Genomic DNA, 22,467 nt, shown 5'->3' with positions numbered 1-22,467 from the left:
GCGCGCCGCGGCCCGATCTCAAGGGATCAACTCATGGAGGCTGTTCATGCACATGACGAGATACTGGATGACCGGTTGCATGGCCCTGATCCTGCTGGTGGCGGGGCGCTGGCCGCAACGTGATGAGCTGGAAGACGAGCCCATCGGTCAGCGTACCCGCATTGCGCTGACCAGCAAGTACGACGTGGATGAAACCGTGCGGCAGATCGAGCGTTCGGCTCGCCGCAATGGCTTGCCGGTGGTCTTGCGCACTACCGTGAAGCCCCCGGATGGCACGCAGCCCGCCCATGGTGAGACCCGGGTGCTGGTGCTGGGGGATGAAGACGGGCACACGCCCGTCCTGCAGGCGCAGGATCAGGCCCGGCCGGAGTTGCCGTGGACGGTGTTGATCCGTCAGCGTGCGGATGGTCAGGCTGAGGTGCTGCTGACCGACCCTGGGGGGCTGGCACCGCCCGAAGGCGTGTCCGAGCAGACCCTGCAAAAGGTGGCGGATCTGCCGGACATGCTCAAGGCGGTGCTGACCTGAGCGGCTTCAGACGTTGATGGCCTGCGTCGAGCCCGCCAGCTTGCGCAATTCGAACTTCTGGATCTTGCCGGTGGAGGTCTTGGGCAAGTCACCGAAGACCACGGCACGCGGGATCTTGAAGCCGGCCAGGTGCAGCCTGCAGTGGGCGATGATGTCTTCTGCCGTGACCTGGGCACCGGCCTTCAGTTCGATGAAGGCGCAAGGCGTTTCGCCCCACTTCTCGTCGGGTTTGGCAACCACGGCGGCGGCCATCACGGCAGGGTGGCGGTAGAGCACGTCTTCCACTTCGATGGACGAGATGTTCTCGCCGCCCGAGATGATGATGTCCTTGCTGCGGTCCTTGATCTTGACGTAGCCATCGGGGTACATCACGGCCAGGTCGCCCGTGTGGAACCAGCCACCACGGAAGGCGTCTTGCGTGGCTCGGGGGTTCTTGAGGTAACCCTTCATCGTGATGTTGCCGCGGAACATGATCTCGCCCATGGTCTCGCCATCAGCGGGCACGGGCTGCATGGTGCCGGGGTCCATCACGGTGACGTTGCGCTGCAGGTGGTAGTTGACGCCCTGGCGTGCGTTCAGGCGGGCGCGTTCGCCCACATCCAGCTTGTCCCACTCCTCGTGCTTGACGCACACGGCGGCGGGGCCGTAGATCTCGGTCAGGCCATAAACGTGGGTGAGGTCGAAGCCCAGTTGCTCCATGCCCTCGATCATGGCGGCAGGTGGCGCGGCGCCGGCCACCATGGCCTTGACCTGGTGCGTGATGCCTTGCTTGAGTTCAGCAGGGGCCGCGACCAGCGCACCGTGCACGATGGGCGCGCCGCAGTAGTGGCTGACCTTGTGCGTGCGGATGGCATCGAAGATGGCTTTCGGGTCCACGCGGCGCAGGCACACGTTGACGGCGGCACGCGCGGCCACCGTCCAGGGGAAGCACCAGCCATTGCAATGGAACATGGGCAGCGTCCACAGGTAGACGGCGTGCTTGGGCATGTCCCATTCGAGGATGTTGGAGACCGCATTCATGGCCGCGCCCCGGTGGTGGTAGACCACGCCCTTGGGGTTGCCGGTGGTGCCCGAGGTGTAGTTCAGGCTGATGGCCTGCCATTCGTCGGCGGGCATCTGCCATTCGAAATCGGGCGAGCCGCTGGCCACGAGTTCGTTGTACGTGAGGCTGCCGATGCGCTGCACATTGCCCGTGTAGAGCGCGTCTTCGGTGTCGATGACCAGGATGTCACGCTGCGTTTGGCGCAGGCCGATGGCCTTGGCCATGACGGCGGCGAACTCCGGGTCCACGATCACGGCCTTGGCTTCGCCGTGGTCCAGCATGAAGGCCAGGGCTTCGGGGTCCAGCCGGGTGTTGAGGGTGTTGAGCACCGCGCCCGTCATGGGGATGCCGAAGTGGGCCTCCACCATGGGTGGTGTGTTGGGCAGCATGACGGCGACGGTGTCGCCCAGGCCGATGCCGCGTTGGCTCAGTGCGCTGGCCAGTTGGCGACATCGCGCATAGGTCTGCGCCCAGGTCTGGCGTAGATCGCCGTGGACGATGGCCAGCCGTTCAGGGTAGACGGCGGCCGTGCGCTCGATGAAAGACAGGGGGGTGAATGCAGCGAAGTTGGCGTCGTTGCGAGACAGGTCTTGCTCGTAGATGTTGCTCATGCAGGTCTCCTTGTGGGAGCCGACATCCTGCCGCAGAAAACCCGTGATTCAAACAGGGATAGTCAGGGATTTGCGCAGTTTGCGCGTTTTGCTGTTTTCAGATGCTGGATGAATCCGTAGATTCGGACGCGCCTTCGGGCACGACCTTGATGCGCGCGCCTTGCACGCTCACCACCTGGCCTGCGCGGATCTTGGCGGTTTTGCGCAGTTCATCCTGGCCATCGACCTGCACGCGGCCCTCGGCCACCATGGTCTTGGCGCGCCCGCCGCTCTCAGCGAGGCTGCAGGCCTTGAGCAGTTTGTCCAGGGTGATGAATTCGCCGCGCAGCTCGAAGGTGATTTGCTGAAGTGGAGGCATGGAACAGGAGTCAGGGTTGTTGCGTAAGCCGGGGGAGTGTGAACGCTTGCACGAACGGTGCACAATCGCGGGATTGTGGGCCGCTGTGTATTCAGATACCGTGCGGCCCTGGTTCAAGGCACCGGGTGGCACGCGCCGCCGGTGCCTCCATTGTCCCCTCTGGGGCGGCCGTGACGACTCATGAAAAGAACTGATCTGGTAAAAAACCTGGCCCTGAAGATTCGCGGGCAGATGTTGCACTCGGGGCCCCCTGGGCGTTTCGCGCAAGGGTCTGCCGCCTTGCCAGATCGCAAGGAACAGCGCAAGCTGGATCAGGCTGCGGGCCTGGTGCCGTTCGCCGTCAAGCTGCACAAGGATCTGGTCAGCCAGTTGCGTGAGATGGCCGAGCGCGATGGCGTGGACCTCAATGCCCTGACTGAGCAGCTGATTCGTGCAGGCCTGAGTGCCGTCGGTTCGGCCGTGCCAGCCAAGCCGGTGTCAAAGAAGGTGCCAGCCAAACAGGTGGAGGTCAAACAGGTGGAGGCCAAGAAGGCAGCCCCCGTGAAGGCCGCCGAAGAAGTCAAGGCGCCGGCGAAGAAGGCCGTTGCCAAGAAAGCCGCAGCCAGGAAGGCACCCGCCACGAAAGCTGTCAAACCGAAGGCCTGAGTGCCGGCTGACCTGACCGTTGGAGACAAGCATGAACAGAGCCAATATGCACATCGTTGACCCCCACACCGGCGAATCCAGCCCTGCTGACATCCAGCGCGTTTTCGAGTCTCAACTGGCCACCGCCACGGCCTGGCGCGAGTCGACCGTGGCCGAGCGCATCGCGCGCCTGAAGAAGCTGCGCGACGCCATGATGGCCCGCCGCGATGACTTCTACAAAGCCTTCCAGCTGGACTACCGCAAGCCGGCAGCTGAAGTCGAGGGCACCGAGTTCATGCCGGTGCTCGACGAAATCCGCCATGCCATCGGCAGCCTCAAGAAATGGTCGACACCCAAGCGCGTGTGGCCCACGATGGCCACCATGTTCACGCAGAGCTGGATCGAGTACCAGCCGCGTGGCCGTTGCCTGATCGTCGCACCGTGGAACTTCCCGCTCAACCTGTGCTTTGGTCCGCTGGTGTCGGCCCTGGCTGCAGGCAACACCGTCATCCTCAAGCCCTCGGAGATGACACCCGCTGTGAGCGCGGTGATGGCCGAGGTGATCGCCCAGACTTTCCCCAGCAACGAGGTGGCGCTGTTTGAAGGCGCGCTGCAGACCTCGCAAGCCCTGCTGGAGCTGCCCTTCGACCACATCTTCTTCACTGGCTCGCCCGCCGTGGGCAAGGTCGTGATGGCCGCGGCCGCCAAGCACCTGACCAGCGTGACGCTGGAGCTGGGTGGCAAGTCGCCCGTGATCGTGGATGAGTCGGCTGACCTGAAGCTGTCGGCCCAGACCCTGCTGTGGGGCAAGTTCACCAACTGCGGCCAGATCTGCGTGGCGCCTGACCACCTGTATGTGCACGAGTCCGTCAAGGACCGCTTCGTGCAGGCCTGCCGCGAGGTGATCGCCGAGCGCTTTGGCGCCACACCCGAAGCTCAGCGCAAGAGCCCGGACTTCACCCGCGTGATCAACCAGCGCCACACCCAGCGCATTGCCGGCTTGCTGCAGGACGCCAAGGACAAGGGCGCCAAGGTGCTGGTCGGTGGTGATGTGGACATCCCCGGCTGCTACATCTCGCCCACGCTGATCGAGCAGGCGCCCGCCAACGCCAGCATCATGTCGGAGGAAATCTTCGGCCCGGTGCTGCCCGTGATCACCTACCGCGATATCAGCGAAGTGGTGCGCCAGATCAACGCCGCGCCCAAGCCCCTGGCGCTGTACATCTTCAGCAAGAACAAGGCGCGCATGCGTCAGATCCTGGCCCAGACCAGCTCGGGCGGCGTGGCCATCAACCACGTGGTGCTGCACTATGCCCACGGCAACCTGCCCTTCGGCGGCGTGAACAACTCCGGCATCGGCAGTGCCCACGGCGAGTTCGGCTTCAAGGCCTTCTCGCACGAGCGTGCCGTGCTCAAGTCCGGCCCGGTGCTGATGGCCAAGATGTTCTTCCCGCCCTACACCGGCCTGAAGCAGAAGCTGATCCGCTGGACAGTGGATTCCCTGCGTCTGCCTTCGCTGTTCTGACCGATAATCCCGACGCCTGATCATCCCGGCCCGCCTACATGGCGGGCTTTTTGCATGACACGAAGCTCGTGGATACCTTCATTCAACAACTGATCAACGGCCTGGTGCTGGGCAGCATGTATGCCCTGGTGGCCCTGGGCTACACCATGGTCTACGGGATCATCAACCTGATCAACTTCGCCCATGGCGAGGTGCTCATGGTCGGCGCCCTGGTGAGCTGGACGGTCGTGACCCACCTGGCCGATAGCGGCCTGCCGGGCTGGGCCTTGCTGGCCTTGTCCCTGGTGGTGGCCATGCTGGCCTGCATGGCCTTGAACTACGTGATCGAAAAGCTGGCTTACCGGCCGTTGCGCAACGCACCGCGCCTGGCCCCGCTGATCACGGCCATGGGCATGTCACTGCTGCTGCAGACCCTGGCCATGATCATCTGGAAGCCCGATTACAAGCCTTACCCCATCCTGCTGCCCGACGAGCCCTACGAGATCCTGGGCGCTTCCATCAACATGGTGCAGATCCTGATCCTGGGTGTGACGGCGGTGACGCTGGCCTGCCTGATGTTCCTGATCAACGGCACGAAGCTGGGTCGGGCCATGCGGGCCACGGCCGAGAACCCGCGTGTGGCGCAGCTGATGGGCGTGCAGCCGGACAAGGTCATCTCGGCCACCTTCATCATCGGTGCGGCGCTGGCGGCACTGGCCGGTGTGATGTGGGCGGCCAACTATGGCTCGGTGCAGCACACCATGGGCTTCCTGCCGGGCCTGAAAGCCTTCACCGCCGCGGTGTTTGGCGGCATCGGCAACCTGGGTGGCGCCATGGTGGGGGGCATCCTGCTGGGCATCATCGAAGCGATGGGTGCCGGCTACATCGGTGACCTGACCGGCGGCGTACTGGGCAGCAACTACCAGGACATCTTCGCCTTCACGGTGCTGATCCTGGTGCTGACCTTGCGGCCGCAAGGCCTGCTCGGCGAGCGTGTGGCCGATCGGGCATGAGGGGGCCGACGATGCAAAAACGTCTGCAAACTTTTCTGATCAGCGCCGTGGCCCTCATGGTGCTGCCGCTGTTGCTGCAAGGTTTTGGCGAGGCCTGGGTGCGCATCGTCGACACGGCCTTGCTCTACATCCTGCTGGCCCTGGGCCTGAACATCGTGGTCGGCTTTGCCGGCCTGCTGGATCTGGGCTACATCGCCTTCTACGCGGTGGGGGCCTATATGTTCGCCTTGCTGGCTTCGCCGCACCTGAGCGAGAACATCCCGGCCATTGCCGCCATGTTTCCCCATGGCCTGCACACGCCCATCTGGCTGGCGATTCCCGTTGCGGCGGGCGTGTCCGCGCTGGCGGGTGTGCTGCTGGGTGCGCCCACGCTCAAGCTGCGTGGCGACTACCTGGCCATCGTCACCCTGGGCTTCGGTGAAATCATCCGCGTGTTCCTGAACAACCTGGATGCGCCCATCAACCTCACCAACGGGCCAAAAGGCATCAATAGCATCGACGCGATCAGCGTGGGCGGGGTGAGCCTGGGCGAGCCCTGGCATGTGGCGGGGGTCACGCTGCCCTCGGTCACCCTGTACTACTACTTGTTCCTGGCCATCGTGGTGGTGGCCGTGGTCGTGTGCCTGCGCCTGCATGACTCGCGCCTGGGCCGGGCCTGGCTGGCCATTCGCGAAGACGAGATCGCAGCCAAGGCCATGGGCCTGAACACCCGCAACCTCAAGCTGCTGGCCTTCGGCCTGGGGGCCACGTTTGGTGGGGTCTCGGGCGTGCTGTTCGCCAGCTTCCAGGGCTTTGTATCACCCGAGTCGTTCAGCCTGCAGGAGTCCGTGATGGTGGTAGCCATGGTGGTGCTCGGTGGTCTAGGGCACATCCCTGGCGTGATCCTGGGTGCCTTCCTGCTGGCCGCTTTGCCCGAGGTGCTGCGCTACGTGGCGGGGCCCTTGCAGGCCATGACCGATGGGCGCCTGGATGCGGCCATCCTGCGGCAGTTGCTGGTGGCGCTGGCCATGATCGGCATCATGCTGATGCGCCCGCGCGGGCTGTGGCCTTCGCCGCGGCATGAGGATCGCCTGATCCCGGATGAAGACGCACAAGGGGGGCGCGCATGAGCCAGACCTTGTTGAGTGTGGCGGGCGTGTCCAAGCGCTTTGGCGGTGTGCAGGCCCTGAGCGAGGTGGGCTTGAGCATCACCGCTGGCCATGTGCATGGCCTGATCGGCCCCAATGGCGCGGGCAAGACCACCTTCTTCAATGTGATCACGGGCCTGGTGCCATCTGATCAAGGCCGCTTCGAGCTGGCGGGCCAGGCCTACAAGCCTACGGCCGTGCACAAGGTGGCACAAGCCGGCATCGCGCGTACCTTCCAGAACATCCGGCTGTTTGCCGACATGACGGCGCTGGACAACGTGCGCGTGGGGCGCCATGTGCGCACGAAGGTGGGCTGGTGGCAGGCCCTGCTGCGCACCAAGGCCTTCACGCATGAAGAGGCCATGATCACGCGCGATGCGTCGGCCCTGCTGGAGTTTGTCGGCCTCGCAGGCAAGGCGCAGCAGACGGCACGCACCCTGAGTTACGGCGACCAGCGCCGCCTGGAGATCGCCCGTGCCCTGGCCACCGAGCCCAAGCTGCTGGCGCTCGACGAGCCCGCCGCCGGCATGAACGCGACCGAGAAGGTGCAGTTGCGCGAGCTGATCGAGCGCATTCGCCAGCAAGGCCGCTCGGTGCTGCTGATCGAGCACGATGTGAAGCTGGTCATGGGCCTGTGCGACCACGTGACCGTGCTGGATCAGGGCAAGCTGATTGCGTCGGGTTCGCCCGCGCAGGTTCAGCGTGACCCCGCGGTGATCGCTGCCTACCTGGGCGGCGCACACCAGCCCAGCCATTGAGGCCGCCGAGCATGAGTCCTTCCAACATGTCACCCGTGAATACCTCATCGACCCCGTTGCTGGCCGTGCGTGATCTCAGCGTGTCCTATGGTGGCATCAAGGCGGTCAAGCACTTGAACCTCGAGCTGCATCAAGGTGAACTGGTCAGCCTCATTGGCGCCAATGGCGCAGGCAAGACCACCACGCTCAAGGCCATTTGCGGCCTGCTGGCACCCCAGTCTGGCGAGGTGCTGTTTGATGGCCGCAGCATCAAAGGGCAGGGCGCGTGGACGCTGGTGTCGCAAGGCCTGGTCATGGTGCCGGAAGGGCGCGGCATCTTCACGCGCATGAGCATCGACGAGAACCTGCGCATGGGCGCCTACCTGCGCCAGGACAAGGCGCAGATCGAGGCCGATATCGAGTCCGTCTACCAGCGCTTCCCGCGCCTGAAGGAGCGCCACAAGCAACTGGCCGGCACCTTGTCGGGTGGCGAGCAGCAGATGCTGGCGATGGGTCGGGCCTTGCTGGCCAAGCCCAGGTTGCTTTTGCTGGACGAGCCCTCGATGGGCCTGGCTCCCATCATGGTCGACAAGATATTCGAGGTGGTGCGCGACGTGGCGCAGCAGGGCGTGACCGTGCTGCTGGTCGAGCAGAACGCCCACCGCGCCCTGGAGATGGCCGACCGCGCCTATGTGCTGGACTCGGGCGAGGTGGCCTTGTCAGGGCCTGCACGCGAGCTGCTGGGCAACCCGCAGGTGCAGGCGGCGTATCTGGGGGCTTGACCCATTGGTGGGTGTCTTGTGCCCCCCAACCTTACTCACAAACCCAGCGTGATGCCACTTCCTCCAACGGTGTTGATCGTCTGCGTACCCGTGCCGAACTCACGTTGACTGATCAGAGATTGGGTTCCCGATAAGGACAAGCCCGTCATCGTGCCGAACATGCCATATTGATAGGCCAAATCCCCTCCAAACGCGGCTGTATTGCTGCTAGGACTACCTCCTGCAAGGTGAGGTAGGTATTCTTCTGGTACGTGCCAACTGCTTTTCTTATCTTGCGCGTCAAATGCATTGACGATGCCATCAAAGGCAAATTGTTCGAACTTGTGGTTGCGCAGTTGATCTGTACCGTTGGCGTTGAAGCCCGCCATCGCTTCGGCAATCAACTGCACATTCAGAACGCTCTTGTGGCTGTCTGAGCCATACCAGTCATGCAATGTGATGCCCTCACTGATACCGGTGCCTAGGATCAAGTCGTTACCAGACTGGCTGAGTGTCAATACACTGTAGTCTATACCGCCTCCCAAGCTCAGTGTCAGCTTGGCGCCATCACCCGCATAGAGGGTGTCCATGCCATCGCCCTTGTTGAAAAGCACGATGTCATTGCCAGTTGCCCCATACCGTTCTGGTACTGACTCACCGTTTTCGTCCACATACCCGGTTTCATACGTGCCTGCGTAGATCCTGTCGTTGCCTTTCCCGCCGACAAAGAGGTTATTGCCCCGATTCCCAAAAAGCTGATCGTTGCCATCTCCGCCATCGTAGACGCCGTTGTCTGGTGATGCATAACCGCTCAGGAAATCGTCGCCTTCGCCGCCTTGCAATACATCCAGACCCCCGTTGCCAGTCAGAAGATAGTCCGCGCCTCCTGCGCCTTGCAACAGGTTGCTCTGCGCATTGCCATTCAGCGTGTTGTTTTGGCTGTTTCCGGCAGCATTGCGATTGGCACCTTCCTGTAAATACAAAGTCGCAGTGGTGCCCTCGCCAAGCGAATAGAAATCTGCAATGCTAAAGATTTGCCCCCCGCCTAATACGGTGTCACCAGCGTTATCTACATAGAAGGTGTTGAAGCCTGCGCCGCCATCGAGTCGATCCGCTCCGGCACCACCGTCTAATACATCGCTTCCAGCGTCGCCGAAGAGTTGGTCATCGCCTTCATCGCCGTACAGTCGATCGGCACCATCATTGCCGTGCAGGGTGTCGTTTCCTTTGCCCCCGTGGATTTCATCATTTCCAGTCAGGCCAGCCAGACTGTCAGCGTTGCTGCCTGAATAGCAGGTGTCATCACCCGTGGTGAATTTCGTGGCGCTCACACGAGCCTCTATCTGTGTGAGGTTGAGCACCGTGCCATCATTGAATCGAACAAAGCGGTTCCCATCATCGCTGGCGCTGCCACTCCACCAATTCATGAATCTTAGTTTGTCGCTGGCATTGCCCGAGAAGCGAACTATCAAATCTTGGTCGTTGGTGTAGGCAGGGTCAAGGCTGGAATAAGTGGTTGTGGCCACGCGTTCGAAGATCACGGAGGTGTCTTTGGAATTCACACCCTCGAGTGATATGGTGCTGATGTCAGAGGGTATGTCGTATACCTCATCGATCCCGTAGCCCACGCCAAACACAAAAGTATCCGAGCCTGAACCACCATAAAGGGTATCTGGGCCTTTGTCGCCATCGAGAGTGTCATTGCCCGCATCGCCATACAGCGTGTTGCTACCGATACTGCCAATCATTCGGTCATTACCGCTGCCCGCAAACAGGGTCCGCGATCCCGTATCAACCGAGCCGTCCATGACATCGTCGCCATTTGTGCCATAGAAGTCATAGCCCTTCTGCGAGATCAGATTGGCGGTCTTTTGGGTCAAGCTATCCGCAAACTGGATGTTTTCCACCTTGTAAGCGGCACCTTCAAAATACTGGGCCAGTAACACGCCCTCGTAGTTGGTGGTGTTGTCTTGGTCGGCGGCCCAAATGCTGTAGCTGTCAAGCTGTAGGCTGTCGCCTTGCGTGCCCAGGCGGCGAGTCAGTTTGAGGTTGTTGGAGTAGTCGTTAAGTCCATCGCCCGACGTACTGGCACCTGCGATGCCAAGCACCAGTGTGTCGTTTGTAGAGGAACCACGATCCTGCACGATGTCGATATCCGGGCTGGCGACATTGTCCCCAACTTTCATGCCCACGACGTAGGTATCGTCACCCTCGCCGCCAATCAGCGTGTCTTTGCCGGCGCCACCTGTGAGTGTGTTCGAATAGGCATTGCCAACCAGTCGGTTAGCGTTGGCATCCCCTGAGAGCGAGAACAGGCCAGTACCTAGCATCTCTATGTTTTCGATGCCTTGCAGTCCGCCCAAGCCAGCACTCAACACGGTAGCTGTTGTGCCAGCATTGTTGTAGGCAATCTGAGCTGTGTCAGTTCCGCCGCCAGCGTCTTCCACGATCACGTCGCTGGTGCTGTTGATCACGTACACATCGTTGCCCAGGCCGCCGTACAGGCTGTCACCTGTTCCGCCGCCGCCGTTGAGGGTGTCCTCTCCAACGCCGCCCACCAAGACTTGTTTGGACAAACTGTTCCCCTGCATTGACACACCGTTAGTTGAATAGGCACGCATGTACTCGATGTCGTAGGACTGGATATCACCTAGAACATATTTGTCCATCACCCACACGGTGTCTTTGCTTCCTCCACTGACTTTTTCGATGATGACGTCCTCAAGAGAGGAAACTACATAGCTGTCGTTGCCCATTCCACCTTCAAGCAAGTCAGCGCCAGCGTCGCCATCAATGAGGTTGTCTTGATCATCGCCAACAATATGATTGGTCATGGCGTTGCCGTGAAGGGTCAAGCCATGTCCTTTTGAGTAGATGTCTTCAACGTTGTTCGCCAATCTGTCAATATCCGCTAACGTATAGACGGCATCGTGTCCGCCATCGTCGGTTTCAACTATTTGATCCAGATTGCTGAAAACAGTATAGATATCGTCGCCCCCCAACCCCTCCAAGGTGCAGCCAGCTCCGTTACTGCTAAGCATGTTGGCGCCCGAGTTGCCTGTGAGATAATGGCTTGTGTTACCTAGGGCAGTAACGTTCTCGACATTTGCGTAGCGGGTATCACGCAAGTCGATGTCCACATCGCCCCGTATTTCATCGGCGGTGCCACAGTCGGCGAAGTAGAAATGCAGTTCCTCTGCTTGAATGGCTATGGATTTATATCTATATTCAGAAGGCGTTGCTGCGACAAGTTCCCAAGCTGGGTTGTTGTATGGATTCGCTTCTGATCTATAGACTTCGGTCATCCAGTAGTGCGTGTAGATCTTTCCGGCGATATGAGCCTGCTTTGCTTCGAAAGAGGCCGCGGTAGCCGGATCGTCCAAGGCAGAGATTGTTTCGATGGCGCCGAATTGGTCAATCGCAAATTGCAGTTTGGATGGCGCGACGAAAAGTATCCCGGAATCGAGCTTGGCATATTGCGCCAAGTTGGGCGAAGGCCCATTTATATTGGAAGATGACCATATCCCTCTGTGGAGGTCCTCCTTGTCAACACCCTCGATTACAGTGTCATTGCCGTCGACGATATAGATGTCGTTACCCACCCCTCCAATTAGCCTGTCTGCACCAACTCCCCCATCAAGGTAGTCTTCCCCCAAACCCCCAATCAGGGTGTCATTGTCCACCCCACCAAATAAGGAGTCTCGTCCTGCTCCTCCGTCTAGCGAATCGTTCCCACTGCCGCCATATATGTCATCGTTACTGCCAATGTACTCGCCGTCTTGAAAGCTGTCATTTGCATAAGCGTCCACAGTGTCATCACCCGCCAAGCCATAGACCACGCCACCGCCCGCGTCATAGTCATTACCCTGGCCAAGCAATCTGCTTGTTTTAGCGATATTGAGCGTTGAGCGAGTGACAGAATGGCCCGTCGAATCCAATACGCCTGCAAGAACAACGTAGTGGTTCTTTACCTCCGCATTTACCGTCGTCTGCCAAGTGATCAGGGCATCACTGACATCATCGAAGCTGCCGTCCAATGGTTGCCAATCCGAAAGGGAAAGCATGGTTGATGCAGGTACGCCACCCTTGGAGGCCAACTTGCCATACTGCAGCGTCACCTTTGAAGTCGATCTAAGGTGTGCAACCCCGGTCTGAGCGAAGCTGGGGTTGCTTAGAGGAAGCATGCCAGCATCAATCCATTGAGCTTCTGTTTTGTTCAAATACGTGGCATCTACTGTGTTCCCGCCAACAAATTGAGAGGCGGCGAGGGTCTTCTTGCGGTAATCGGCAAGATTGACTGAGGTCATGAAGTCCACGCTGTCACCCTTGTCCATCATCACGACCGCGAAATCCGTGGCGTTCATGTCAATCAGGTAGTCGTCCATGCCCTCGTTACCGGCCGCCACACTGTTGTTCTGAACACGTATCACGTCGCTCTTGGGCGTACCCGTCATCAGCGAAGAGGCGGGCACGGCGCCCAGGAGTGACCAATACCGATCGTCCACAGATTTCTGCGTTCGAGCTGTGGCGTAGTCGACAAGCGTATTGCGATAGGGGCGACCCTCCGCAGACGTATAGACATAGTCGGAGTTGATGAGCGAGCGGACGTCAATGGTGGTATCTGAAAAAATAATGGTGTCAACCTGAAGCAGCCCATTGCGTCCAGTATCAATCGATATTTCAGAACCATCACTTAAAGATATATCCCCTGCTCCGTCTTCATAAAAAGATGGTCCCCACTTAACATCTGAACTTTGGTAGTCACTCAGATCCAAGGTATCAAGGCCTTCTGCGCCTGCATTTTCCTCGTCAAGAGCAATAATGTGAAGATTGCCATCTCCTTTGTGGAATATATATGTGTCATCACCTCCGCCTCCATTCACGATATCGCCCAGCGAGCTTGCATCAGTGTGAGGATTTCTCGTAAATTGTTGTGAAGTCGACGTGTGTTGCTCGACATAGGTTCCGCCTGCCACAATGGTATCATTCCCTTCGAATCCCAATATGTAGTCAGGCGCAGCAATTGCGTTCACAGTGAATGATTGAATGCCAGGTAGGTATGGGTTGTCTTTCAGGCCTGGCATGATCGCGGCGCCGCTCCCTGTGACATGTCCGTTAGAGTCTTCCGTCCAAAGGAAGTCACCGTCACGCGCGAGTGCAGCCGACTTGTATTTTTGATAATCCAAATATCCTATGGTTGCACTCGAGTAAATGGTTTCCCAGTCGGGTGAGGTTTGCAGAACTTTATAGCTCCCATACAGCTTGGTGCCTGATTCGCCGCCAATTATTGCTTTACCCTGAGAAATGGGGTAGTCGTACAAAGAACTTCCATCATAGGGGTTTTCAATTGTGATGTATCCGCTTGATTTGCCGGTGGTTGGTGTTAACGAATACCGACCGTCCTGAATCTTGTTGGTGAAGTCAGATATTGAATAGGCCTTGGAATTCCCTTTTTCATCAAAAACAGTGGGGAAAACCATGTTTGAAATGTTGTTTTTCCAGGAGTCGGAATCGAAATAGCCCGCAATATCAATTGTGTACTTTCCGTCTAATGACTGTATTCTCAAGGTGTCATAATGCGGAAAGTTTGAGAACCCAGGCAAATAGCGCGTGCTGTTCCAGGAATTCCCTTCTGGTAAAGTCATAAGGGAGCCCAGAGTTGTCGAGCCCGGAATCAACTGCTCAATTGACGTTGGCGATGATACGCCAAATAGATCCGCGTAGCTAGACTTTGCTTGCAGGGGATTGGCTATTCTGAAAAATCGAAGGGTTTCGGGTGTCATGCCTTCTGGCATGTACAGGGTGTCTGTTCCACCATGGAACGTATCCCGCACGACGAGCGTTCCATTTGATATGCGAATACTGTCGTCGCCTCCGCCGCCATCAAGAATCGCGCCGGATTTCCCTCCTGACAGGGTGTCGTTACCTGCGCCGGCGACTACATACCAATACGCGGCATCGTTGCTACCATAACGGATCCCATTGTCAGCTGGATTTTCCACGGCGGTGCCTTTTGGCCCGCCGTAGAGCTGGTCAGCATCAGCGTCACCAATGAGTGTTCCCGCCACCTTTGGATCCCCACTTAACTGTAGGTCGTATTGGCTCAGATACCGGAAGGTTTCATCGGGATATAGTTTCTTTTCATTAAAAACATTACGTAGCGTCGTTTTGACGTCCCCGTCCAGCCAGATTTGAGTGTCGAGATTATATTGGGTGTAGGTCAGCGAGTTATTGGTGCCCCATGTCAGTTTCGCGCTTCCGCTATTTTCCAGTAATGTCAATCCCAGGGTATTCGTGGAGCTGATACCATTGATCCGAACAACGTCAACCCCCGTCGCGCTGTCGACGGTGTCGTTACCGGAGCTTAGATTGACATTGATGGTGTCGTTGCCCGATCCGGAGTCGAAATAGTCATTGCCAATCCCCCCGTCAAGTACATCGTCGCCATCGCCTCCTATCAATACATCGTTTCCGTCATCGCCATACAGGAGGTCTGCCCCCAATCCGCCGACGAGATTGTCTTCGCCTAGGCCCCCGTGCAATTCATCGTTGTCATCGCCGCCCGAGAGCACATCGTTATCGTCACCACCCCACAAGGTATCGTTGCCTTGGTCTCCATTCAAGATGTCATCGCCGCTGTCGCCTGACAACTTGTCTGCGCCGAGGCCTCCCTTCAACAGATCCTTGCCGTATCCGCCGTACATGATGTCTGCACCAGCACCTCCTTCGAGCGTGTCGTTGTAGTTCGAAGTGGAGTCTGCCGCAGTGGCGTCGCTGTAATCCCCATACATCGTGGCGCCTGAGTTCCCGGCTTTCAAGGTGTCGTTGCCCTTGCCCCCGATCAAAGTATCTCGGTTTACCAGGGGTGCAGAGGCCGTTACTTCGATCCGGTCGTTGCCGTCGTTGCCTTGCAGCGTGTTGCTACCCTCAAGCGCATAGATCGTGTCATCGCCGCTACCGCCGTCAATGTTCAAAGTGTTGTTCTTGAGTGCGAAGATGAGGTCATCGCCAGCAAGTGCGTTGATAGCCTTGGATCCGTACATTGACTGCTCAATGACATCCGCGTCATTGGTCGTCGTCTTGCCATCCAATTTGGCTATGACTGGTGTGCCCGAGTCAAATTGAGCGTTGAACAAGGCAATACCGCCACCGATCGTCAATTGATCTGCCGTGAAAGTACTGGCGAATTTCACACTGTCGGTCGCGCCGCCGTAGTTCAGTCGTGTCGTTGCGGTGAACGCGTCCTTGCTGCTACTCTGGAAGCCCGTGACAGCTGAAAAGGTGTTGGAGCTTGTGTGAAAAACAAGCGTGTCTGACGCATCTAAAGCGGGTGACGCTGAAGAGGTGATGGTGTCTTGCCCATCCCCCACGTTGAAAACGAATTGGTCGGCACCAGAACCACCGTCCAAACAATCATTCCCCTTGGAGCCCGTCAGCGTGTCGTTATCTGCGCCACCTGCTAGATATTCGTCTCGTTCACTGCCGGTGAGTTGATCGTCACCTCCATAACCAGAATAGACGGGTGCCCCCATGCGCAAGACGGCTTGAGTCCATGTTTCCTGGCTTATATGCTCCGGTGCTCGTGGAATGGGCTCACCCGCGATCAGATTATCTGCACCATCTGTTCCGGATGCCCAATGTAAATTGACAAGGTCGTAGCGCTGGGGCGTAACGTGCTCGACCCGATATACCCCACTACCCAAGTATGTGAGTGTCTCCCCTGCAAATTGACTGGGATTGGTCGTATCTGTTAGCCAGCTTCTTGACTCGGGAACAAACAACGCTTCCCCAATCGGTTGCACAGAGATGTCATTGCCTTGTGCGTACTGACCTGACGCAGTTAAGAGTAAGGCATCTCCATCGGCCATGCCTATCAGTTGTCGGGGCGTTAGTTGAGTTGTCATGCCCTCCAGGATTACTCGCGCTTGCCCCGCCGTGATTGTGAGCTTGCCGTTCTCAACCACCTGCTGCATGGCTGACCATGCGAGCGGCGCTTTGGTTTTGATACGCAGCGTGTCTTGTGCAGTATTGAAGTCTCGAATTGTTGTTGTACTGGCTACATTGCCGTCAATTAGGAAAATGTCAGCATCTGCCCCTCCGGTCAACGAATCGTTACCCAAGCCGCTCACCAGCAAATCGGTGCCTGCCCCGCCGTCAATGACATCGTTGCCTGCGCCTCCTTGCAGTTCGTCGGCACCAGCTCCACCCACAAGGCTGTCGTCACCCGCCCCGCCGATTAGCGTCTCATTACCCATGGCGCCAATCAGTTTGTCGTTCCCGAGCCCGCCCACCAGACGATCCAGGCCGGTTCCTATGCTGAGGGCCTTGCCGTTGACGATGCTGCTTCCCCCGCTCGCATCCAACTTGACGCCTGAACTCATTGCGCTGGCATTGAGTTCACTTTGTTGCGTCGTAGTGGGGGCAAGTGACCAATTGCCGGTGTATTCGTCAGTCAGGGTGTAGCGCTTCCAATCGCTCGCATCTGTGCCAACCAAATTCAAGCCGGCAACGATGCTGCCGCTACCCTGGCCACCAGCTGCAGCATCCTGGATCGTCAATGTCCAGATGCCCTTGGCATTTTCGCCGCGGAAATGTGTGCTCATCAATGCTTGATCGAAGTGCAACTCTCCGGCTGGATTGCTAGCGAAGACTTTGCCCGCCTGGTATCCATTGCGATCAAGCAGCGTACTTGTCGTACCTTGAGGCGATTTCAGCGTGACGACCAGATCGCTCCAGCGCTCGTGATCGAGCTTCAAGTCAAGGATGACTTGTTCGATGCCGATTTTCTCGTCGACTGTGAATGTCAATGTTCGAGTGCCTTGATCTGGCAATGCTTCGCCGATGGCGTTCGCCAACGTGTAGGTGGACGCAAAATGATTCTGTTCGGTTACCCAGCTTTCTGACATTCTTACTGCCGCATCGGCGTCTACCATGCCGAAGCCAAAGTCAGCATTGAAGTGCAAGCCTGAACCATTCCAGTCGTCCGTGTGGTTATAGATCCACGAAGTTCCGTTGACTGCGCCGGCGCCGAATTCCTTCTTGGCAGTTAGAGCCAGGATGGTCTGCACGTCACGGTAGGTCAACTTAGGGTTGGCTTGCAACATCAACGCGACTACACCTGACACAATCGGGGCGGCGAGCGATGTGCCCTGGGACTCTTCCGTGGGGCTTCCTGTGGCGTTGCCATCACTGGTACGAAGCACGGTCGATGTCGTGAGAATGCTGGAACCCGGGGCCGATACCAGGATATTTGCGCCACGCTGACTGAATGGCCTGCTCACTGCATCGCCGGTGCCAATATCGGTTACACGGTTGATCGCCCCAACGTTGATGGTCTGTGAGTTTGCCGTCAATATGCTCAATCCACTGTCATAGCCTTTGTCTCGGTCGTTGCCTGCCGCAAACACCATGACGGTTCCCAGTCCTCTGCGTCCAGACGTGGCTGCTTCCTCGATCGCATCGGCAAGGGCCTCCTTCTGCTGAGCATATTGTGGTGATGCTCCTACAGTATTCCAAGCTTCGTCATACCCCCAACTGTTATTGACCACGTCATAGTCGCGCATGCGGGCTAGCGTGCTGCCCAGTGTCGCAATGGACCCACTTGGAAGCGAGATGGAGTCAAGCTTGGCGTCATAGGCCACGCCCACGCTCCCTTCACCATTGCGCGCTGCGGCAATGACGCCGGCCACCAAGGTGGCATGTTTCGAATGAGCCGTGGTGTCTTGGAAAGTCGCGGCCCGATTGGGCATCAAATCGGGGTTGTTAAGATCGGCTACCTCAGGACCGACGGAGTATGTGCCTGGTGGGTCGAGCACCAGCACATTTACCCCCTTGCCGGTGTAGCCCGACTTCCAAACTGCAGGCGCATCTACTGCGCCCAGATACCATTGAGCGGAGTAGCCTGGATCCGTGGGTGCGTCGCTGCCAGCAGGCACTAGTACGACTCGCGCCTTCATAATGCCTTGTTGGCTAGGGTCGTTGATGAGGTTCACAATGGGCGCAGCGTGAGGTGCGCTTTCCCTATCCTGGATGGTGTAGGAAAACTCCAGCGGACCTGTGTAGCCGATAGTGGGCATGAACACGATACGATCGTCCGTCAAGGCGACACTACCCCCCACAGCGTCTCCCACCCAGGTGATGCTCAGTTGTGGGGTGCCCGTGTTCTGGAAGTCCAGGTCATTGGCGAGCAAGCTGCTGGCATTGATTCCCAACATTGACCTGCCTATAACCAGGTCACTGACTCGGTCATTGATAGGTAGTGGTGATGCCTGCCCAAGGTCCATGACCGTCGTGAGCCCTCCGCATTTGAAGCTGAACCGCTCGACGTTGCTTATTTCTTGAATGCCGTCGCGGTCAGAGACTTGCCCGGTGACGACTAAGCTGCCATCGACGTTGCGCGTGTCCGTGATGCGCCAGCTGTTGGCGCCGGCTTTTTCGAACTTGTAGTCTTCGAGTTGGCCTTGCAGTTCGATCAAGTCAGTGCCATCGCCACCATCAACGGTGTCACGACCGCCGCTGGCAATGATCACGTCGTTGCCAGCCTCGCCGTTGACTGTGTCGTCACCTTGGCCACCATCGAGTACGTCGTTGCCATCTCCACCGTAGAGTTGGTCGGCGTCTCTCCCACCGCGAATCAGGTCATCGCCTTTGCCGCCTTGGATGACATCCTTGCCATCGGCCCCGCTGAGCACGTCATCGGCAATGCCGCCGATGATCAGATCGTCTCCGGCTGCACCATCAATGAAGTAGTTGTCGGCACCGCCGCCAATGAACACGTCGTTGCCATAGCCGCCATAGACCACTTCCGTGTTGATCTGCGCCAGGTTGAGCAGCACGCCACGGTCATCGGCCACCAGCACGGTATCAATGTCGCTGCCGCCGTCGATGTCGGCCATGCGATCTTCGGCATCGATGATGAGCAGGTCTTTGCCTGCACCGCCCTGAAATTTGTCAGCGCCTTGGCCACCAATGAGCCAGTCATCAGCCATCGTCCCGATCAAGGTGTCGTTGCCGTAGCCACCAATGGCCTGGGTGGCGCCACTACCTTGCAGCGTGATGCTGCTGCCGGCATCGGTCAGGGCCCGCAATGCTGTTTGGCCGCTGGCGCTGATCTTGTCGATACCATCGCTGTAGTGGGTGCTGCTGGCTACAACATCGCCACTGGTGCTGCCAAAGGGCACGTCCCACAAAGTGCGCTTGCTGTTGTCCGCATAAGTCGCTTCAACGCCAAGGTTTCCCTTGACATCGGTTTTCCTGTGGGATAGGTCCAGGTCGATGCTCACGATGCCTGCGTCTGTCAGGCTTTGCATTTCCTGTTGGCTGGCATAGCCGTCCTGGTTGCGGTCTGTCCAGATGCGCAATTTGGCAAAGGCCCCGTCTGCGTTGGTGAGCTTCTTGTCGTTGTTGCCGCCTTGCGCGCTCGTATCGAGGCTTGCCAAGTTCGAAGGCTTGCCAGAATCGCTCAGATCCAGCAGTTCGCTACCGTTGTCAATGCGGCCATTGCCATCGACGTCCAACACCAGCACGGGGTCGGTCGGGGCGGTCCAAGTCAGCTTCTCGGATACGCCGTCCGCATTCAGGTCGAAGTTGACAGGGGCGGCACCAAAGAGGATGCCATCGTTGCCGCTGTCTAGGGCGAGTGGATCGGTGTATGCGATATCCTGGGCCGAATCCTGCTGGTTCAATGATGTGGCGGCATCCTTGAGCTTGACCGTGTTCCAACCGCTCCATTGAGTTCTGCCGTTTGGCCCGGTAACGCCGCCCTTGAGCTGGATGTAGTACTGACCATCAGCCGTGTAAAAACCTGTGACCAGACCGTTACTGTTCTTGACGTAATTGCCTGTGTATTGCGAGACAACATTGCCTTTTTCATCAATCGTGTTCAGCGTGCTCAATGCAGAACCGGATGGCATGACAAGGCCTTGCGGTGCCGGCGTGGCGCTAGATGTGTTGCCGGTTCCTTGTGGTAGTACTTGCGGGTCCGCATGAGCTTCATTGAACCACTCTTGGCGCGCCGCATTCAACTGCGCGCTGACATCACTCTTATTGAGGTTGCCCGCACGGATCTGGCCCGTGGCCATGGCACTTGACCCAGTAAACCCCAGGCCGTTTTTGTTGACGAAGTCAGAGGCCATGCCGAACTGGTAACCTGCTCCGCTGCCGAGCAAGCCTTGACCACCAGTGCTGCGCCCCAGCGCCTCTGACTCTGCTGGCTTGAGGTTGGTGGGGTCGGTGCTGAGGTCGAAGATTGTTGGATTTGTGGCCGATGTCGATGAACCGAAGAGAGGTTTGCCGTTAAGCAAATTTTCGCCATCAGCGCCAAAAATACCGGTCACGAATTTCGTGTCAGTTTGCCTGTCGCGGGTAAGATTCAGGTCTATTGACCCGTCATTGTTCGTATCTATACGTTCGGTCAGGCCCTGGATTTCGATATCCCCGCTCTGACCTATTTGTCGCCCCGTATAGCTTATGTCCTGTACCCCGTGGCCGGTCGTTCCAATTTGCTTGATTTCGTAGATTGGGGTGCCATCTGCCGTAACGTCAACTTGGGTCCGGCTGTAAACCAATTGCCCACCCACGCCGTCGGTACGAGGCACCACCATGTAGTATTCGCCGCTGGATGCGCTTTGATTGATGCTCGCGCCATTGGCGAAGTTGTACGTGATACTGCCGTCGTTCATCTTTTGAGGCAGATATAACCTCTGGCCAGCGCTTACGATGTTCTTGTTTCGAATGTCTGAATTGGCTTGGAGGACTGCGACGTAAAAATCGTCCTCATTCTTAAAGCCGTTAACTGAATCTTTTTGCGAAACCCATACGTCGGATAGGGTGCCCCCGGCACCAACGATCACACTGTGCGTATCGGCCTGTGTGACGAACTGCGAACTGTTCCGGGGCGTGCTGGGTATCATTGGTGGCGGATTGATCACGCCCTGCCCGGAACCAATGGCGTTTGCATAGTCTGTGCGACTATCGGTCAAGCCGGGGATGACCACTTTGCCATCTGTCGTCACACCTGAGACGTAGACTTGGTCGGGTGCAGCCTCAAACTGCCCGTTAACCATCTTGCCCAGTACATGCGCCTCCATGATTGCGCCTGTAGCGGGGTCTTTGAATGTGGTGATTTGTGTTCCGGCCTGTTCGCTTGTGCCTACCGACGTGTCGTACTTTGGGCCAGTGGCCGCGAAATTGGTTGTGTTCAAGGCGTACCCGTTTGCAGATCGCCCCTGCTGTACGTTCCATTGACCAATTGACATCTTGCCGCTCAACACCTTGGCGGCGATCGATACTGGCAAATTGTCTGGCAGCCATGCAAGGGAGCTGGTAGCTGATGTGGCGTCCACCCAAGCCGTGGCAGGTCCTGTGACGAAATCCACAACTGAATCTTTGCTGACCTCAAGGACTTTATCGGCAATGGATACTGCTGTAGGATTTTTGGTAAGCGTTGACACTACCCACGAGACGCCGTCGGAAAATGCATCGTAAAGTTTGCCGACTACTGGCTTTACAAGAAGCCTGGATCCGTCAGCCCATGTGCTCGTATCCAAATTGGCTTGCGTGCCTCCCAAGCTCCAATTGTTTGGCCAAAAAATGTCATCGTTAAAAAGTTTGCTTCCGGGACGCAGGTCCAGCACATCTTCGTCCGGCTGCTTGTTGGTTGTCCAGGGCCCTGTCCAACTGTTATAGGTCAAGGTGCCTTCAACCCGACTCCGGGTTTGCTCGTTGGCGCGAAGGTCATAGCTCGCAATTGACACGGCCAAGCCGACTTGACCTTGCCCAAAAAAGGTGATGGTAGCGTCAGGATATTCTTTAGTGATCAGGTACTGTGCAACTAGTTCTGTTTGTGCCGCCGCCACCGGGGTCTTGTTCACAAATGACCCATCAGCGTTGCGAGCATCCGTGTAGAAAATGCTCGCGTCGGAAGTGCTTCCCACAGGTTGCGGCAAGCCCGTGCCGGTCAGGATCACATTGTGGGTTTGGGCGTTGTAGTAGGCTCGGTATTCAATGCGTGGGTCGCTGAGCCCTTCAATGTTTTGCAGTTTGTCGGTGGGCACTTCCACATAACCAGCCGGAATTTCCGACTTGATCAGATTAGTAAGTTCTTTGACGCTTGCAGCCACTACAGGCTCCCTTCTAAAATTTATAAATAAGTAAATGAGCAAAA

General features: G+C 57.9%; 10 protein-coding genes. 7 read left to right on the top strand and 3 right to left on the bottom strand.

Features of this window, described 5'->3' with window-relative positions; genetic code table 11:
- Positions 1-46: 46 nt before the first annotated feature.
- Positions 47-526: a hypothetical protein gene (locus tag JY96_RS05805; RefSeq protein WP_152606373.1), complete on the top strand. Its 480-nt coding sequence runs from the start codon at positions 47-49 to the stop codon at positions 524-526.
- A gap of 6 nt (positions 527-532) precedes the next feature.
- Here the strand turns inward: JY96_RS05805 and JY96_RS05800 are convergent, their stop codons facing one another.
- Together JY96_RS05800 and JY96_RS05795 are read right to left on the bottom strand one after the other, a co-directional pair.
- Positions 533-2,179 (bottom strand): acyl-CoA synthetase, encoded by a 1,647-nt coding sequence (locus tag JY96_RS05800; RefSeq protein WP_035035744.1) that lies wholly within the window; start codon positions 2,177-2,179, stop codon positions 533-535.
- A gap of 97 nt (positions 2,180-2,276) precedes the next feature.
- Complete coding sequence (locus tag JY96_RS05795; RefSeq protein ID WP_035035741.1) at positions 2,277-2,537, bottom strand: RNA-binding S4 domain-containing protein; 261 nt, start codon at positions 2,535-2,537, stop codon at positions 2,277-2,279.
- Positions 2,538-2,717: 180 nt separating this feature from the next.
- Here JY96_RS05795 and JY96_RS23705 point away from each other — a divergent pair, with 180 nt between their 5' ends.
- From JY96_RS23705 to JY96_RS05760, 6 genes are all read left to right on the top strand, one after another.
- Positions 2,718-3,182 (top strand): hypothetical protein, encoded by a 465-nt coding sequence (locus JY96_RS23705; RefSeq protein WP_200883436.1) that lies wholly within the window; start codon positions 2,718-2,720, stop codon positions 3,180-3,182.
- A 31-nt stretch (positions 3,183-3,213) separates the two neighbouring features.
- Positions 3,214-4,686: an aldehyde dehydrogenase family protein gene (locus JY96_RS05780; protein WP_035035738.1), complete on the top strand. Its 1,473-nt coding sequence runs from the start codon at positions 3,214-3,216 to the stop codon at positions 4,684-4,686.
- Positions 4,687-4,754: 68 nt separating this feature from the next.
- Entirely contained in the window at positions 4,755-5,678 is a 924-nt protein-coding gene (locus JY96_RS05775; protein WP_035041433.1) for a branched-chain amino acid ABC transporter permease, read from the top strand.
- 11 nt (positions 5,679-5,689) lie between these two features.
- Positions 5,690-6,787, top strand: a complete 1,098-nt coding sequence (locus JY96_RS05770) for a branched-chain amino acid ABC transporter permease (protein ID WP_035035736.1) — start codon at positions 5,690-5,692, stop codon at positions 6,785-6,787.
- Positions 6,784-7,563, top strand: a complete 780-nt coding sequence (locus JY96_RS05765; RefSeq protein ID WP_035035733.1) for an ABC transporter ATP-binding protein — start codon at positions 6,784-6,786, stop codon at positions 7,561-7,563. Before JY96_RS05770 ends, JY96_RS05765 begins: the two co-directional genes overlap by 4 nt.
- A gap of 11 nt (positions 7,564-7,574) precedes the next feature.
- Positions 7,575-8,324: an ABC transporter ATP-binding protein gene (locus tag JY96_RS05760; RefSeq protein ID WP_152606372.1), complete on the top strand. Its 750-nt coding sequence runs from the start codon at positions 7,575-7,577 to the stop codon at positions 8,322-8,324.
- Between the two features lie 35 nt (positions 8,325-8,359).
- Here JY96_RS05760 and JY96_RS24185 read toward each other — a convergent pair whose 3' ends face one another.
- Positions 8,360-22,423 (bottom strand): S8 family serine peptidase, encoded by a 14,064-nt coding sequence (locus JY96_RS24185; protein WP_152606371.1) that lies wholly within the window; start codon positions 22,421-22,423, stop codon positions 8,360-8,362.
- Between the last annotated feature and the right edge of the window lie 44 nt (positions 22,424-22,467).

The organism is Aquabacterium sp. NJ1 (assembly GCF_000768065.1).
GTDB lineage: Bacteria > Pseudomonadota > Gammaproteobacteria > Burkholderiales > Burkholderiaceae_C > Aquabacterium.
Note: the sequence above shows the minus strand (reverse complement) of the source record. Positions and strands in the feature narration are given on the sequence as shown.